This is a genomic window from Gordonia liuliyuniae (assembly GCF_021738805.1).
GTDB classification, from domain to species: Bacteria; Actinomycetota; Actinomycetes; order Mycobacteriales; family Mycobacteriaceae; genus Gordonia; species Gordonia liuliyuniae.
In genome coordinates this window covers 381,657-396,826 of the sequence record NZ_JAKKOR010000005.1, presented here as the reverse complement: position 1 = coordinate 396,826, position 15,170 = coordinate 381,657, and the positions used below count along the sequence as shown (strand labels likewise).

The following is a 15,170-nucleotide window of genomic DNA, read 5'->3' as shown; positions in this document are numbered from 1 at the left end:
TCTCACCGTGTTACGCACGCGTGTGTGAGGAATCGAGCGCCGTCAGTACACGTCGCGGACGTAGCGGTGCTCGGCGGCGAGGGCGGCGACGTAGGCGTCAGCGCTGCGCGGCGCGAGACGGCCCTCCTGCGCGACGATCTGGTGCAGGACGTCGTCCACGTCGCGGGCCATTCTCGATGCGTCACCGCACACGTACACGTGGGCGCCGCGGGAGAGCCACGCCCAGATCTCGGCGGCGTGCTCGCGCATCAGATCTTGGACGTACACCTTGTCGGCCTGGTCTCGGGAGAAGGCGACATCGAGTCGTGTCAGCACGCCGGTGTCCCGTAGTTCGGTGAGTTCGTCCTCGTAGAGGAAGTCGGTGGCACGGTGCTGCTCACCGAAGAAGAGCCAGTTGTCACCGGGGGCGCCTGCGGCGGCCCGCTCGCGCAGGAAGCCGCGGAACGGGGCGACACCGGTGCCGGGGCCGACCATGATCATCGGGGCGCCGGGATCGTGCGGCGGAGCGAAGTGTTTGTTGGGCTGTACGAACACCTTCACCTCGGTGGTGTCCTCTGCGTCGGCGAGGTAGGTCGAACACACGCCGCCGCGTCGTGCCCGGCCCTCAGTGGAGGCCGCTCCGTCGAAGCGGACCGCCGACACCGTCACCTCGACGCGATCGGGCGTGTGCGCGGGACTCGACGAGATCGAGTACAGGCGCGGTTGCAACGGCCGCAGCACCGTCAACCAGTCGGAGACCTCCGCTGCCACCGGATACTCGGCGAGCACGTCCACCGACTGTCGACCCCACACCCAGTCGTCGAACGCCGCGCGGTGGTCGAGCAGCGACCGCAGCTGGGGGTCGTCGTGGTGGTCGGCGACGAAACTGACGAGGTCGCGGGTGATCCGAGCGATCTCGAAGTGCTCGGTGAGCGCGGCCCGCAGACTCATCGTGTCACCGGCCGCGTCGACCGGGAGGTCGCCGTCGAGCCCGGTGACGGCCAGCCACTCCTCGACCAATGCGGGGCTGTTCGTCGCGATGACGCCGAGTGCGTCGCCTGCCTCATAGGTGAGGGTTCCCGGCGGAAGCTCGAACGCGAACCGTCTCACCTCCTTGGCCGACCCGTCTCGGGTCAGAAGGTGGTTCTCGACGAGGCGGGCCGCGAGCGGGTTGCGTCGCGAATAGTCCAGCGGTTCAGCGGACGGCGCCTGGAGGGCCGAGGTCACGGTCTGGACCCAGGAGTCGGCGACCGAGTCGTCTCCCGGCTCACACGAGACCCGGTCGATGATGCGCGTGGCACCCAACAGGCCGAGTCGGCCGTCGAGTTTGCGGGCGAACCCGCAGAAGTCGGCGTACGACGAGTCGCCGAACCCGAGGACCGCGAACCGTAGATCCGGGACGTCCGACGAGGTGGCCGCCGTCAACCGTGTCCAGAGGGCGGCCGCATTGTCGGGCGGGTCGCCGTCGCCCGTCGTCGACACCGCGAACAGGACCGGACCGGTCAACTCGTCGACACCGACCTCATCGGCGGACCGCACCGCGACCGAGTATCCGGCGTCGCTCAGCGCGGGTGCCGCACGCTCGGCGAACTCCTCGGCGGTGCCGGTCTGCGACGCCCACACGAGGGTCAGGCGCGGACCGGTCGATACCGGATCCGATCCCGGTTCGGCCGCGGTCGCCGACACCGCGGTGCGCGCGAAGTAGCCGGCGAGGACGCCGTCGGCCCACGCCCGCACTGCGGGCGAGAGAGGGGCGGCGGTCGGGATCGTCGGTACCGAGTCGACGGGCGGATTCGCGGCGATTCCCGCAGCGAGGCCGGACAGGTACGCGGACTCCTCCGGTGCGGTCGACGGCGCGGGCGCTCCGCCGAGGACGGATGCGAGGCCGGTCACGGAAAGCTCCTCTTGAGTCGGGTGGACGAGGGCGGGGGACACACGAGTGAGGGACACGGCGCAGGCTTTGAACTCCGGCTGCAGCGAGTCCGGGTCGACGGCGTCGCTGGTGACGCCGTTGACCGCGAGATCGGGGCCGGCCGCGTCGTTGAAGTGCATGGGGACGAAACAGCAGCCGGGCGCGATGTCGGTGGTCACTCGCGCGGGCACGGTCACCGAACCGCGACGGGACGCGACGACGACGCGGTCGTCGTCGGCCACGCCGTGCTGTGCGGCGGTGTCCGGGTGCAGTTGGACGAAGCTCGACGGATCGAGTCTGTTGAGCTTCGCGACGCGTCCGGTCTTGGTCATCGTGTGCCACTGGTGCGCGAGACGCCCCGTCGTCAACACGACCGGGTACTCGTCGTCGGGGAGTTCGGCAGGCGGGAGGAACGGACGCGGCAGAAAACGCGCGCGACCGTCCGCCGTCGGGAACCGCAGCGTGTCGCCGTCGCGATACCGGATCGGGTTCCGGTCCGAACACCCTGGAGCGGCAGGCCACTGGACGGGGCCGTGGCGTAGACGTTCGTGGCTCGCGCCGCGCACGTCCCACCCGGTCGTCGGATTGTGGAAGCCGCTCAGTTCGTCGAAGACGGCGGCCGCGTCCGGATAGTCGAAGGCGTCGCCGCAGCCCATCGCCGCGCCGACGTCGGCGATGAGCCGCCAGTCGGGTCGCGAGTCGCCCGGCGGCGCGACTGCGGGCCGGCACAGGGTCAGGTTCCGTTCGGAGTTGATCATCACCCCGTCGGTCTCCGACCACAGCGCCGCGGGCAGCAGGATGTCGGCGTACGCAGCGGTCTCGACGCCGTCGAACGCTTCCTGGACGACGACGAGGTCGGCGGCTTCGAGGGCCGCTATCACCGTGTCCCGGTTGGCGACCGACGCAACGGGGTTGGTACAGATGATCCACGCGGCGCGGATCTCGCCCGCGGCCATCCGCTCGAACATGTCGATCGTTCCGCCGCCCGGATCGTCGCGGATCGTGCCCGCCGGGAGGCCCCACAGCGCTTCGGTATGCGCGCGGTCGGCCGGATCGAGTGCGGTGCGCTGCCCGGGCAGCCCGGGCCCCATGTAGCCCATCTCACGGCCGCCCATCGCGTTCGGCTGGCCGGTCAGCGAGAACGGCCCCGACCCGGTGCGGCAGATCGTCCCGGTCGCCAGGTGCAGGTTCACCAGCGCGTTGGTGTGCCAGGTGCCGTGGGTCGACTGGTTGAGGCCCATCGTCCACAGCGAGACCCAGTCGTCGGCGTCGACGACCCACTGGGCGAGGGTCCGCAAGTCGTCGGCGGCCAGCCCAGTGGTCTCGGCGACCACGTCCACCGGGTACTCGGCCAGGAGCGGGCCCATCGTCTCCCAGCCGGTGGTGTGGGCGGCCACGAACTCGTCGTCGACGCCGCCTGCGTCGACGATCAGCCGGAGCAGTCCGTTGAGCAGCGCCAAGTCGGTTCCGGGCCGGACTTGCAGATACATGTCGGCTCTCGCGGCTGTCGCCGTTCGTCGCGGATCGATCACCACGAGACGGGCGCCCGCGTTGACCCGCTCCATCATGCGGAGGAACAGGATCGGATGGCAGTCCGCCATGTTGGCGCCGATCACCAGGAACAGGTCGGCGTGGTCGAGGTCGTCGTAGCTGCCGGGCGGGCCGTCTGCACCAAGTGACTGCTTGTAACCGGTCCCCGCGGACGCCATGCACAGTCGCGAGTTCGATTCGATCTGGTTGGTCCCGAGGAACCCCTTGGTCAGCTTGTTCGACAGGTATTGGGCTTCGACCGTCATCTGGCCGGACACGTACACGGCGATCGAGTCGGGGCCGTGCTCGTCGCGGATAGCGGTGAGACGCCGCGCCGTCTCGGCGACGGCGTCGTCGGTGCTCACCTGCGCGCCGTCGACTGTCGCCGACGTCAACCGGCCGGGCGCGGAGAGCATCTCGGCCGTCGTCGCGCCCTTGGTGCACAGGCGGCCGCGGTTCGTCGGGTGGTCGCGGTCGCCGGTCGACGACGTGACGCGGTCGCCGTCGAGGGTCAACGTCATTCCGCAGCCGACCCCGCAGTAGCCGCACACGGTCGACACGGTGCGCGAAGGATCGTCCATGTCCAGAATCGTCGATGTGACATGTTTCCAGTTGCGCCGTTTCGTGTTACGCGAGTGTCAACAGTGCTACAAGATGGTTTGCATGCGTGATGCAGTGATCGTCGATGCGGTTCGCACCCCCATCGGCAGACGAAACGGTTCCTTGTCCGACATCCACCCCGGCGACCTGTCCGGGCACGTTCTCACCTCGCTCGCCGAACGCGTCGGGTTCGATCCGGCCATCGTCGACGACGTCATCTGGGGCTGTGTGAGCCAGGTGGGCGACCAGGCGGGCCACATCGGTCGTCTCGGCGTCCTCGCCGCCGGATGGCCCGAATCCGTGCCGTCGGTGGTCGTCGACCGCCGCTGCGGGTCGGGGCAGCAGTCAGTCGCGTTCGCGGCCGGGGGCGTGATCTCCGGGCAGTACGACGTCGCGATCGCGGGCGGCGTCGAATCGATGTCGCGGGTGCCGATGGGCACGGCGGGGAAGGGCGGTCAGCCCACCCCGCAGTCGGTGCTCGACCGTTACGAGATCGAACGCTTCGATCAGGGCATCGGCGCCGAGATGGTCGCCGCGAAGTGGGGGATGACCCGCACCGAGCTCGACGAGTACTCGGCTCGGTCGCACGAGCGCACCGCCGCAGCAGTCGACGCGGGCGCGTTCGACGGTCAACTCGCCCCGATCGGCGGTCTCACTCAGGACGAGGGTCTGCGTCGCGGAACCACGGTGGAGAAGCTCGCCGGACTCAAGACGCCATTCGACCCGAACGGCATGATCACCGCGGGCAATGCGTCGCAGATCTCCGACGGCGCGGGTGCGCTGCTGGTCACGTCGAGTGAGACGGCGGCCGCCAACGGGTGGACGCCGATCGCGCGGGTGCACACGACGGTCCTGGCGGGGGACGACCCCGTCATCATGTTGACCGCGCCCATTGCGGCGACCCGTAAAGCGCTCGACCGCTCGGGTCTGAGAGTCGACGAGATCGGAGCCTACGAGGTCAACGAGGCGTTCGCACCCGTCCCGCTCGCGTGGCAGAGGGAGATCGGCGCGTCCGACGACGTCCTCAACCCGCTCGGCGGTGCCATCTCGGTCGGGCATCCGCTCGGCGCGTCCGGTGCGATCCTGATGACCCGTCTCGTGCACCACATGCGCGACAACGGGATTCGCTACGGTCTGCAGACGATGTGTGAGGCCGGCGGCATGGCCAACGCGACGATCCTGGAATTGCTGTGAGCGAGACCCTGCGATGAGGAAGGCCCTGCGATGAGCGAGGAACTGCTTGTCGAGCGGGACGGCCATGTCGTCACATGGACGATCAATCTGCCCGAGGTGCGCAACGCGATCTCCGATGTGCCGGTCATCGATGCGATCGTCGACGCGGTCGCGCAGGCGAACGCCGACCAGAGCGTGCGCGCGGTGATCCTCACCGGTGCCGGTTCGGCCTTCTCGGCGGGCGGCAACGTCAAGGCGATGCAGGCGGGCGAAGGGCTGTTCGGCGGCGCCGCGCACGACCAGCGGATCGGCTACCGCGACGGCATCCAACGGATCCCGCGCGCCCTGTACGCGTTGGAGGTCCCGGTGGTCGCCGCCGTCAACGGCCCGGCGGTCGGGGCGGGCTGCGACTTGGCGATGATGTGCGATCTGCGGATCGCGTCGACGACAGCGTTCTTCGCCGAGAGCTTCGTCAAGCTCGGGATCATCCCGGGCGACGGCGGGGCCTGGTTCCTGCCGCGCATCATCGGCCCGGCGCGTGCGGCCGAGATGGCGTTGACCGGCGACCGGGTGGACGCCGCCACCGCCCTCGATTGGGGGATGGTGTCGCAGGTCGTCGAGCCGGACGAACTGCTGGGAGCCGCGCGCGTGCTCGCCGATCGCGTCGCGGTGAACCCACCGATCGCCGTTCGGATGGCCAAGAAACTCCTACGCGAATCGTCGCAGCAGACCCTCGACCAACTCCTGGAGATGTCGGCGGCACTCCAGGGGATCGCGCACCAGACTCACGATCATCAGGAAGCGGTCGCGGCGATGCTCGACAAGCGCGCCGGAGTCTACCGGGGCCGGTGAGATCTGTGCGCGTGATCGTCGTCGGCGGTGGGATAGCGGGGCTGACCACAGCGCTGGCCCTGCACCGCGACGGACACGACGTGCGGGTCCTTGAGGCCCGCGACGACACTGTCGCGGGTGCTGGAATCAGCTTGTGGCCCAACGCGTTGGCCGCACTCGACCGGATCGGTGCGGGCGACGCGGTCCGGGCGGCCGGCGGGCGCGTCACGGCCGGGGCAGTGCGGTGGCGTGACGGCGGCTGGATTCGGCGACCCGACCCGAATCGGCTCGTCGACGCGCTCGGCGAGCCGTTGGTCGTGGTGGAACGGCCGATCCTGCGGGACGTATTGTCGCGGCTCCTGCCGCCGGGCACTGTGCGGTTCGGGACGAGCGTCGAAGGTTCGGCCGGACTCGACGCCGACCTCATCGTCGGAGCCGACGGAATCGGATCGGTGCTCGCGCGGGAACTCAACGGCGCGTTGCCGCGGACGTACGCCGGGTACACGGCGTGGCGCGGCGTCGCCGACGCGACCTTCGACCCGGTGTTCGCGGGCGAGGTGCTCGGGCCGGGCAGCCAGTTCGGCCTGGTCCCGCTGGGCGCGGACCGCACCTACTGGTTCGCCACCGCGCAACTGCCCGAAGGCACCTGGTTCGACGACGAGTACGCGTACGTCCGCGGGCTGGTCGACGGGTGGGCGGACCCGTTGCCGCGGCTGGTCGCGGCAACCGATCCGGCAGTCCTGCTGCGCAACGACCTGTACGACAGGCCGACCGCGAAAGTCCTGCACCGTGGCCGCATCGTGTTGGTCGGCGACGCCGCGCACCCCATGCGACCGCATCTCGGGCAGGGCGGTTGTCAGGCGATCGAAGACGCGGTGACGCTCGCCGACTGCGTGCGGACCTGTGACGACCTTCCGCGGGCGATGATGCGGTACGCCGGGGCCCGGCGCCGCCGAACCCGGGCCGTGGTTCGGGATTCGAATCTGATCGGGCGAGTGGTGAACGGGCGTCCGGCCGCAGTGTGGGGCGCCCTCATCCGGTCGAGCGTCCTGGTGCCCGACGCCGTCGTGCGCACCCGCCTGGCGACCATCGCCTCCCGCCGAGCGTTCACGCGCACCCTGGAGTCGTAACGGCGGGAGTGCTCGCGTCAGTGTCGTGCGGGCCAGCGGAGTCCGCCGCCGTCTTTGATCGGAGTGTCGGAGAGCTGTGTCCGGCCCAACGCCCGCGTGGCGAGGCGTGCCCGCAAGCGGAAGTCGGCCACTGCGACTCGGTAGGCGAGTCGGACGAGTGCTCTCACGCCCGCTCGGTCGATCGTGCGGTAGAACCCGACCACGCGGTTGAGCCGTCGTTGGTCGCGGTCGGTCCAATCCCACTTCATCATGGTGCGGAACTCGGCTGGCAGGTTCGCTCGGGTCATGAACCGGTAGTGCCGACCGCCGAGCAGTGGGAACCCCCTCCCGAGCGGCCCCCATGCTTCGGTGATGAACTCCAGGCCTGCCAGCGACTCGAAGTCCGCACGGATCGCGTCGTCGATCGCGAGCCGGGGGAGCGTCTCGTTCCAGTACCGCTCGTACTCGTCCCAGGTCTGAGGCCATGCCGACTCGCGGACGTTGAGCGTTGTCGCGAGCGTGGACGCCGATCGCGTCAACGAGTCGAGTTCGGTGACGCTCAGGTCGCCGTAGAGGGTCGTGTACTGGTCGAGGTAGAAGCGGAACAAGCAGGCCGCGACCCACTTCTGCAGGTCGGGACTGTTGCCGCTGTATCTGGTCGGGCTGTCCGGGGTCGAGATCACCGCTCGGTGCACGTCGGCAACCTCCGTGCGCATCCGGTCCCGGTCGGCGTCGTCGCCGAAGACTGCGACGGCCAGGTACTGCGACGTGGTCCTGGTTCGTTTGATCGGGCGGCGGCGCGGGCTGCCTGAGATGACTCGTGACTCGTGCACGCCGTAACCGACCGCGGGCAACGCCAACTGCATGATTATGTTGGCGACGCCGTTGGTGAGCCCGTAGGCGGTGATCAGATCGGGCAGTGTCTGTGGTCGTGCTCGGCGCATCGCTTCCCCAATTCTGAATACGTATGTTTTCAGAATTAGGCTAGGGCGGTGATCCGACTGTGTCAATGGCGCGGACGTCGACCGATGGCGGTGTGCAGGCGCCGTCGTCCGGGCTCATCGGGCAACCATCGCCTCCCGCGACGGATTCTCCCGCACACTGGATCCATGGTGACGATTCCCGCGCGTATCAGCATCCCCGTCCGTGCCGTGCTGCTGGACATGGACGGGACGCTCGTCGACTCCGACGCCGTCGTCGAACGGCTCATGGGACGGTGGGCGGCCGCCCACGGGCTCGACGTCGACTCGGTGCTGAGGATCTCGCACGGTCGACAAGGCCACGAGGTGATGGCGGAGTTCCTGCCGGACCGCCCGATGGCCGAGAACCTCGCCGACAACGAGGAACTGCTCGCCGCCGAGATCTCCGAGACCGATGGGATCGTCGCGATCGCGGGCGCTGCCGAACTGCTCGATGTGCTCGCCGACGTCCCACACGCCCTCGTGACGTCCGCGACCCTGCCGTTGGCGCGGGCGCGGATGGACGCTGCCGGACTCGCCGTTCCTGCCGTGGCGGTAACCGCCGACGACATCACCGAGTCGAAGCCGAGCCCGTGCGGCTTCCTGCACGCCGCCGCGCTGCTCGGCGTCGACCCGACGCAGTGCGTGGTGATCGAGGACTCGGGTGCGGGGATCGCGGCCGGTCGGGCAGCGGGGGCGACAGTGATCGGGGTCGGCGCGGCGTCCGCCGCCCACGGACCCGACTATGTCGTGAACGACCTGACCGCGGTGACCGTCGATCACGAACCGCTGCGGGTGCGACTACTCGACAGGTAGCGGGAGCGGGGCTACGCGTGCGTATGCCTCGTCACACGGGGCGCACGGATATCGATGCGCCCGGTCCTGCTCCGTGTCCGCACGCGAGCCATCGGTGACAGCCGACGCTGAGGCTGTGACCTGCGCTCATATTGTGCCCCCGGCAGGACTCGAACCTGCGACCTAGAGATTAGAAGGCTCTTGCTCTATCCACCTGAGCTACGGAGGCGTCCGCTGTCGCCGCGAGAGCGGCAGCGATGGATGAGTATATCGGGTCCTACGATGGAGGCATGTCAACGACGTCCCCGACGGCCGATACCGAGACCGGTTCGCCACATGTGATCGACCGCGACCGCCTCACCGACCCGTCGGGTCCGCGGCGGGTGATCGTCGCCGCGATGATGGTCGTCGGTGCGGTCGCGGGGGCCCTGGTCACCGCGGCGTCCGCAGCGACCGCATTGCGTCTCGCGGGCGTCCCGGACGCTGGGGCGCTCACGACGTACGGCGTGCCCGTCGTCACGGCCGTCGGACAGCTCAGTGCCGCAATCGGTTTCGGCGGCGCGATGTTCGCCGCGTTCTTCGTCCCGCCGCAGCGCGGCGGACACCTCGACGTCGGAGGTTTCCGCGCTATCCGATGGACGTATGCGGCGATGCTCGTCTGGGCGATCTGCGCACTCGCGATGATCCCGTTGACGATCTCGAACGTCAGCGGCTTCTCGCTCACCGAGACCTTGCAGCCCGACCACCTGGTCACCGCCTACGGCCAGGTCGCCGACGCGAAGTACTGGCTGTGGACGGCGATCTTCGCGCTGCTCGCTGCGGTCCTCGCGCGGGCCGCACTCAAGTGGGGGTGGACGTTCGTCATCCTCGCGCTAGCGTTCCTGTCGTTGATGCCGTCCGCGCTGGCCGGGCATTCCTCGGCGGGCGGCGGACACGACGTGGCGACGAACAGCCTCATCCTGCACATCGTCGCAGCGGCCGCGTGGGCGGGCGGACTCCTCGTCGTCCTCGCCTACTCGTTTGGCGACGGGCGGTGGCGTGTGCTCGCGGTGCGACGCTATTCGCGAGTGGCCTTCTGGTGCTTGATCGTCGTCGGCATCAGCGGTGTCGTGAACGCGCTGGTGCGGATGCCGATCGAGCAACTATTCACGACCACGTACGGGCTGATCGTCGTCGGGAAGCTGTCCGCGTTCGTCGTCGCCGCCGCGATCGGCGGCGTGCACCGGCGGATCACCATCACCGAACTGGAAGCCACCGACGAACCGCGTAAGTCGTTGTTCGTGCGTTTCGCCGCCGTCGAACTGATCGTCTTCGCGATCGCGTTCGGGTTCGCGGCAGGCCTGTCTCGGACGCCGCCGCCGGACCTGGCGACGACCGACGTGTCGCCGATGGCGCTGAAGATCGGCTACGACCTCGACGGCCCGCCCACCCTGGCGCGGCTGCTGTTCGACTGGCGGTTCGATCTGATCTTCGGGACAGCCGCCCTCATCGCCGCAGCGGTCTATCTGCGCGGCGTCTGGCGACTGCGCAAGCGGGGGGACTCGTGGCCGGTCGGCCGGACCGTCGCCTGGCTTCTCGGCTGTTTGAGCCTGCTGCTCGCAACGTCGTCGGGCCTGGGCAGGTACGGGCCCGCGCTGTTCAGCACGCACATGATGGCGCACATGATGTTGACGATGCTCGTTCCCGTCCTGTTGGTCCTGGGCGGGCCGATGACATTGGCGTTGCGGGCAATCCCGCCCGCCGGCCGCGGTAACCCGGACGGGCCGCGCGAATGGATCTTGACCGGGTTGCACAGCAAGTACTCGAAGATCGTGACGCATCCGGCGGTCGTGGTGGTCGTCTTCGTCGGCAGCTTCTACGTCCTGTACCTGGGTGGCCTCTTCGACGTCGTCGTGGACCACCACTCGGCCCACCTCCTGATGAACCTGCACTTCCTCATCAGCGGATATCTGTTCTACTGGCTGGTGATCGGCATCGATCCGGCTCCGCGGGAGACGACTCACGTCGCCAAACTCGGCGTCGTGCTCGGCGCACTGCCCTTCCACGCCTTCTTCGGCGTCGCATTGATGATGACGACGGCGCTCATCGCCGAGAAGTACTACGAGTCGCTCCAGCACCCGTGGGCGCTCGACCTGGCCGCCGACCAACGCGTCGGTGGCGGTATCGCGTGGGCGACGGGAGAGTTCCCGCTCGTGATCGTGATGCTCGCGCTGCTCGTCCAGTGGCGCAGGCAGGACGAGAAGGTCGCCCGCCGGTTCGACCGGAAGGAAGCGCGCGACGAGGACGCCGAACTGGAGGCGTACAACCAGATGCTGCGCGGCATGAGCGCGGCGACCCCGGCAGAGCACGAGACTCCGACAGACGAGGGGACGGCGGCAGCAGCAGCCGCGTCAGAAACGGGATCGGGCGAGACTGATCGGTGACGGCGTGAGCGCTGCCCGCCCGGTCAGGCGAACGCGTACGGCGTCTGAAACGACCACTGGAAGTCGCGCCAGGTTCGAACGAAGCGCACGCCCGTGACCCGCTCGACGCGACGGTGAACGGCGGCGTCGAAGGCGTTCCACCACGAGCGGGTGAGCTCGCCGACGCGGCGCAGCGACGCGAACATGAACGATGTGACGCGATGCGCCCACTCGAACTCGGTGGAGAGCGCGCCGAGACCGAGGAAGAACGATCCCCACCCGGGGCCCGGGATCGGCAGCGGGATCATCACGAGCCCGGCCAGGATGAGCACGGTGCCGACGACGGCAACCCCGACGCGGTAAGTCATGTCGAGCTTGCGGTGGCGTCGGATCGTGTAACGCTGCTTCCGATGCCAGATCTTGATCCGCAGACGAGTGCTCAAAATCCTCGACCTCTCGTGGTTTCCGGTGTCGTTGCCGTCGGACGTGGGCTGCAGGGGTAACGGACGGACCGTTCCGTGCAGTTCCCAGTGTGACACACGACACCCTTTCGTCGCGGCGCGAGGGTGGGCGTGTCAGTCATGCGGCGCAGTCCGGGTTCGCCCGCCCGGCGCAGTCCGGGGTCGACCCGGTCGGCCCGATAGGATGGTCGCCGAACCAGGCCGACGCGCGACATGCCGGCGTCGGCGACCAAATCCGCAACCGCAGCGAAGGCTGCAAGGCAGGAGCGATACCCGGTGGCCGGAGAATTCATCTACACCATGAAGAAGGTGCGCAAGGCGCACGGCGACAAGGTGATCCTCGACGACGTCACCATGAGCTTCTACCCAGGCGCCAAGATCGGCGTCGTCGGCCCGAACGGCGCGGGCAAGTCGTCGATCCTGAAGATCATGGCGGGTCTGGACCAGCCGTCGAACGGCGAGGCGTTCCTCGATCCCGAAGCGACCGTCGGCATCCTCCTGCAGGAGCCGCCGCTCAACGAGGAGAAGACGGTCAAGGAGAACGTCGAAGAGGGCATGGGTGAGATCGGCGTCAAGCTGGCCCGTTACAACGAGGTCGCCGAACTGATGGCCACCGACTACTCCGACGAACTCATGGAGGAGATGGGCAAGCTCCAGGAGGATCTGGACAACGCCGACGCGTGGGATCTCGACAGCCAGATCGAGCAGGCGATGGACGCGCTGCGTTGCCCGCCCGGCGACTCGCCGGTCACCCACCTGTCCGGTGGTGAGCGGCGCCGCGTCGCACTGTGCAAACTGTTGCTGAGCAAGCCCGATCTGCTGCTGCTCGACGAGCCGACCAACCACCTCGACGCCGAGTCGGTGCTGTGGCTCGAACAGTTCCTTGCGAACTACGAGGGCGCTGTCCTGGCCGTCACACACGACCGCTACTTCCTCGACCATGTCGCGCAGTGGATCTGTGAGGTCGACCGCGGCAAGCTGCACCCGTACGAGGGCAATTACTCGACGTATCTGGAGAAGAAGGCCGAGCGCCTGGAAGTCCAGGGCAAGAAGGATCAGAAGCTGCAGCGACGCCTCAAGGAGGAGCTCGAGTGGGTCCGATCCGGGTCGAAGGCCCGTCAGACCAAGAACAAGGCGCGCCTGGCCCGCTACGAGGAGATGGCGACCGAAGCCGAGAAGCACCGCAAGCTCGACTTCGAGGAGATCCAGATCCCGACGCCGCCGCGTCTGGGCAACGTCGTCGTCGACGTCAGCAACCTGGATAAGGGCTTCGACGGCCGCGTGCTCATCAAGGACCTGTCGTTCACGCTGCCGCGCAACGGCATCGTCGGCGTCATCGGTCCCAACGGTGTCGGTAAGACGACGCTGTTCAAGACCATCGTCGGTCTCGAGTCTCCGGACTCGGGCGAGGTGAAGGTCGGCGAGACGGTGAAGCTCAGCTACGTCGACCAGGGTCGAGCCAATATCGATCCGAAGAAGACGGTATGGGAGGTCGTCTCCGACGGTCTCGACTACATCGAGGTCGGGCAGAACGAGATGCCGTCGCGTGCGTACGTCAGCGCGTTCGGCTTCAAGGGGCCGGATCAGCAGAAGCCGTCCGAGGTGCTCTCCGGTGGTGAGCGCAACCGCCTGAACCTCGCGCTGACTCTGAAAGAGGGCGGCAACTTGATCCTGCTGGACGAGCCGACTAACGACCTCGACGTCGAGACCCTGAGCTCGCTGGAGAACGCGCTGGAGCAGTTCCCGGGCTGTGCCGTCGTGATCTCGCACGACCGTTGGTTCCTGGACCGGACCTGCACCCACATCCTCGCGTGGGAGGGCAACGTCGCCGAGGGGCAGTGGTTCTGGTTCGAAGGCAACTTCGAGGCGTACGAAGCGAACAAGGTGACGCGCCTGGGCGCAGAAGCGGCCCGTCCGCACCGCGTGACGCACCGCAAGCTCACACGCGACTGACACCAACGCCTACGATTCCCCGCTCAGGGTCGGCGTCCTCCTCTGGGGGCATGCCGACTCTGAGCGGGGAATTTCGCGTCAGAGCTCCGACGAGTTGCCGAATGATACAACTGGTTCTAGTGTGTAACACTACTGGCGAAGACGGCGACGTACTCAGACGGAGGGTTCGATGACGAACACGATGGGCGCGGTTAATCCGAACGTGGGCAATCCGGTGGTTGTGGGCACTACGGGCGACCAGCAGGACGGGCGGAGCGCGCGGCGCGGCTATGTGCCGAACTGGCGGAGCACCCCGCCGACGTTGACCGTCCACGACACCCGGATCACGATCTCGACGCCGGAGCGCAAACCGAACGACGAATACCATCGCGCCGACCTGCAGGACGCCTTCGACTTCTGGGCCGCAGCGGGATCGGCGACGAATGTCGCCATGCAGCTCGGCTGGCCCGAGGTGGCCTACGGCGTGATGGAGTCGAAGGTCGAATCCGGCGCACTCATGCATCACCCGTGGAAGCGTCTGCGCACCACTGCGACCTACCTGGCCGTCGCTGTCCTCGGTACGCAGGCCGAGCGCGACGCCTACCGCGACGCGATCAACACTGCGCACCGGCACGTCCGCAACGACGAGAACTCACCCGTCAAGTACAACGCGTTCAATCGTGAGCTCCAGATGTGGGTCGCCGCCTGCCTCTACATCGGTTTCGAGGATGCGCACGAACTCCTCCACGGGAAGATGAATGCGGAGCAGGCCGAACAGTTCTACTCGGGTGCCAGCCATCTCGCGACGACGTTGCAGGTGACCGAAGAGATGTGGCCGAGTACGCGCGAAGAGTTCGACCACTACTGGAATGTCGCCTGCGAACGGGTCTCGTACGACGAGACGCAGATCCAGTTCATCAACGATCTCATCGATCTGAAGATGATCACTCCGATACTCGGGCTTCCGCTGCGGAGTCTGCTCCGCTTTCTGTCCATCGGCATGATGCCGCGGTTGTTCCGGGAGAAGATCGGTCTGCGATGGCGGCCGGCCGACCAGCGTCGTTTCGAGAATCTCTTTCTGTTCGTGGGGTTCGTCAACCGATTCCTGCCGCGGCCGCTGCGCTTCGGAAGCTTCTACTTCAACATGTTCGACCTGCGCCGCAAGATCGAGAAGAACAAGAATCTGATCTGAGTGGGCCAGGCGAGACACTTCCACCCTTCACGCGACACGCGAAAGGATTCCCTCCTGTGTGGAATCGAATCAGCAAGATCCTCGACCATGAGATGAAGGTGTCCGAATTCCTCGGTGCCCTGATCCTCATCGGAATTCCGTACGGGATCGTCGGCATCATCTGGACGCTCACGCACACCTCGCATCTGAGCGACATCGACAACCCCGTCGACCAGGTCATCTCGTTTCTGGGCTCCATCGTGTGCTGGCCGGTCCTGACGTTCTCGAACGTCACGATGACCTAGGAGGTGACTCG

The 15,170-nt window shown here is 67.7% G+C and carries 11 protein-coding genes and 1 tRNA gene; 8 read left to right on the top strand and 4 right to left on the bottom strand.

Annotation, left to right across the window (positions count from 1 at the left end):
* Nucleotides 1–42: 42 nt before the first annotated feature.
* Complete coding sequence (locus L5G33_RS07480; RefSeq protein ID WP_236997525.1) at nucleotides 43–4,002, bottom strand: bifunctional nitrate reductase/sulfite reductase flavoprotein subunit alpha; 3,960 nt, start codon at nucleotides 4,000–4,002, stop codon at nucleotides 43–45.
* A gap of 82 nt (nucleotides 4,003–4,084) precedes the next feature.
* Here L5G33_RS07480 and L5G33_RS07475 point away from each other — a divergent pair, with 82 nt between their 5' ends.
* Genes L5G33_RS07475 through L5G33_RS07465 form a run of 3 tightly spaced genes read left to right on the top strand, consistent with a single transcriptional unit; the run spans nucleotide 4,085 to nucleotide 7,155 of the window.
* On the top strand, nucleotides 4,085–5,215 hold the full coding sequence (locus tag L5G33_RS07475; RefSeq protein ID WP_236997524.1) for a thiolase family protein: 1,131 nt from the start codon (nucleotides 4,085–4,087) through the stop codon (nucleotides 5,213–5,215).
* A 30-nt stretch (nucleotides 5,216–5,245) separates the two neighbouring features.
* Entirely contained in the window at nucleotides 5,246–6,046 is an 801-nt protein-coding gene (locus tag L5G33_RS07470) for a crotonase/enoyl-CoA hydratase family protein (RefSeq protein ID WP_236997523.1), read from the top strand.
* Between the two features lie 5 nt (nucleotides 6,047–6,051).
* Nucleotides 6,052–7,155: an FAD-dependent oxidoreductase gene (locus L5G33_RS07465; protein ID WP_236997655.1), complete on the top strand. Its 1,104-nt coding sequence runs from the start codon at nucleotides 6,052–6,054 to the stop codon at nucleotides 7,153–7,155.
* A gap of 17 nt (nucleotides 7,156–7,172) precedes the next feature.
* On the opposite strand, the gene L5G33_RS07460 is transcribed toward L5G33_RS07465, so the two are convergent.
* Nucleotides 7,173–8,078: an oxygenase MpaB family protein gene (locus L5G33_RS07460; protein ID WP_236997522.1), complete on the bottom strand. Its 906-nt coding sequence runs from the start codon at nucleotides 8,076–8,078 to the stop codon at nucleotides 7,173–7,175.
* Between the two features lie 165 nt (nucleotides 8,079–8,243).
* Here L5G33_RS07460 and L5G33_RS07455 point away from each other — a divergent pair, with 165 nt between their 5' ends.
* Complete coding sequence (locus tag L5G33_RS07455; protein WP_236997521.1) at nucleotides 8,244–8,909, top strand: HAD-IA family hydrolase; 666 nt, start codon at nucleotides 8,244–8,246, stop codon at nucleotides 8,907–8,909.
* A 134-nt stretch (nucleotides 8,910–9,043) separates the two neighbouring features.
* Here L5G33_RS07455 and L5G33_RS07450 read toward each other — a convergent pair.
* Nucleotides 9,044–9,117 (bottom strand) — tRNA-Arg (locus tag L5G33_RS07450).
* 61 nt (nucleotides 9,118–9,178) lie between these two features.
* Here L5G33_RS07450 and L5G33_RS07445 point away from each other — a divergent pair.
* On the top strand, nucleotides 9,179–11,311 hold the full coding sequence (locus L5G33_RS07445; protein ID WP_372476871.1) for a bifunctional copper resistance protein CopD/cytochrome c oxidase assembly protein: 2,133 nt from the start codon (nucleotides 9,179–9,181) through the stop codon (nucleotides 11,309–11,311).
* 23 nt (nucleotides 11,312–11,334) lie between these two features.
* On the opposite strand, the gene L5G33_RS07440 is transcribed toward L5G33_RS07445, so the two are convergent.
* Entirely contained in the window at nucleotides 11,335–11,733 is a 399-nt protein-coding gene (locus tag L5G33_RS07440) for a PGPGW domain-containing protein (protein WP_236997520.1), read from the bottom strand.
* A 294-nt stretch (nucleotides 11,734–12,027) separates the two neighbouring features.
* Between L5G33_RS07440 and ettA the strand changes: the two genes are divergently transcribed.
* From ettA to L5G33_RS07425, 3 genes are all read left to right on the top strand, one after another.
* Entirely contained in the window at nucleotides 12,028–13,704 is a 1,677-nt protein-coding gene (ettA, locus tag L5G33_RS07435; RefSeq protein ID WP_308191544.1) for an energy-dependent translational throttle protein EttA, read from the top strand.
* Nucleotides 13,705–13,873: 169 nt separating this feature from the next.
* Complete coding sequence (locus tag L5G33_RS07430) at nucleotides 13,874–14,875, top strand: oxygenase MpaB family protein (protein ID WP_236997519.1); 1,002 nt, start codon at nucleotides 13,874–13,876, stop codon at nucleotides 14,873–14,875.
* A gap of 92 nt (nucleotides 14,876–14,967) precedes the next feature.
* Nucleotides 14,968–15,159 carry a hypothetical protein gene (locus tag L5G33_RS07425; RefSeq protein WP_265742682.1) on the top strand — a complete coding sequence of 64 codons (192 nt, stop codon included), beginning with the start codon at nucleotides 14,968–14,970 and terminating at the stop codon, nucleotides 15,157–15,159.
* The last annotated feature ends 11 nt before the right edge of the window (nucleotides 15,160–15,170 follow it).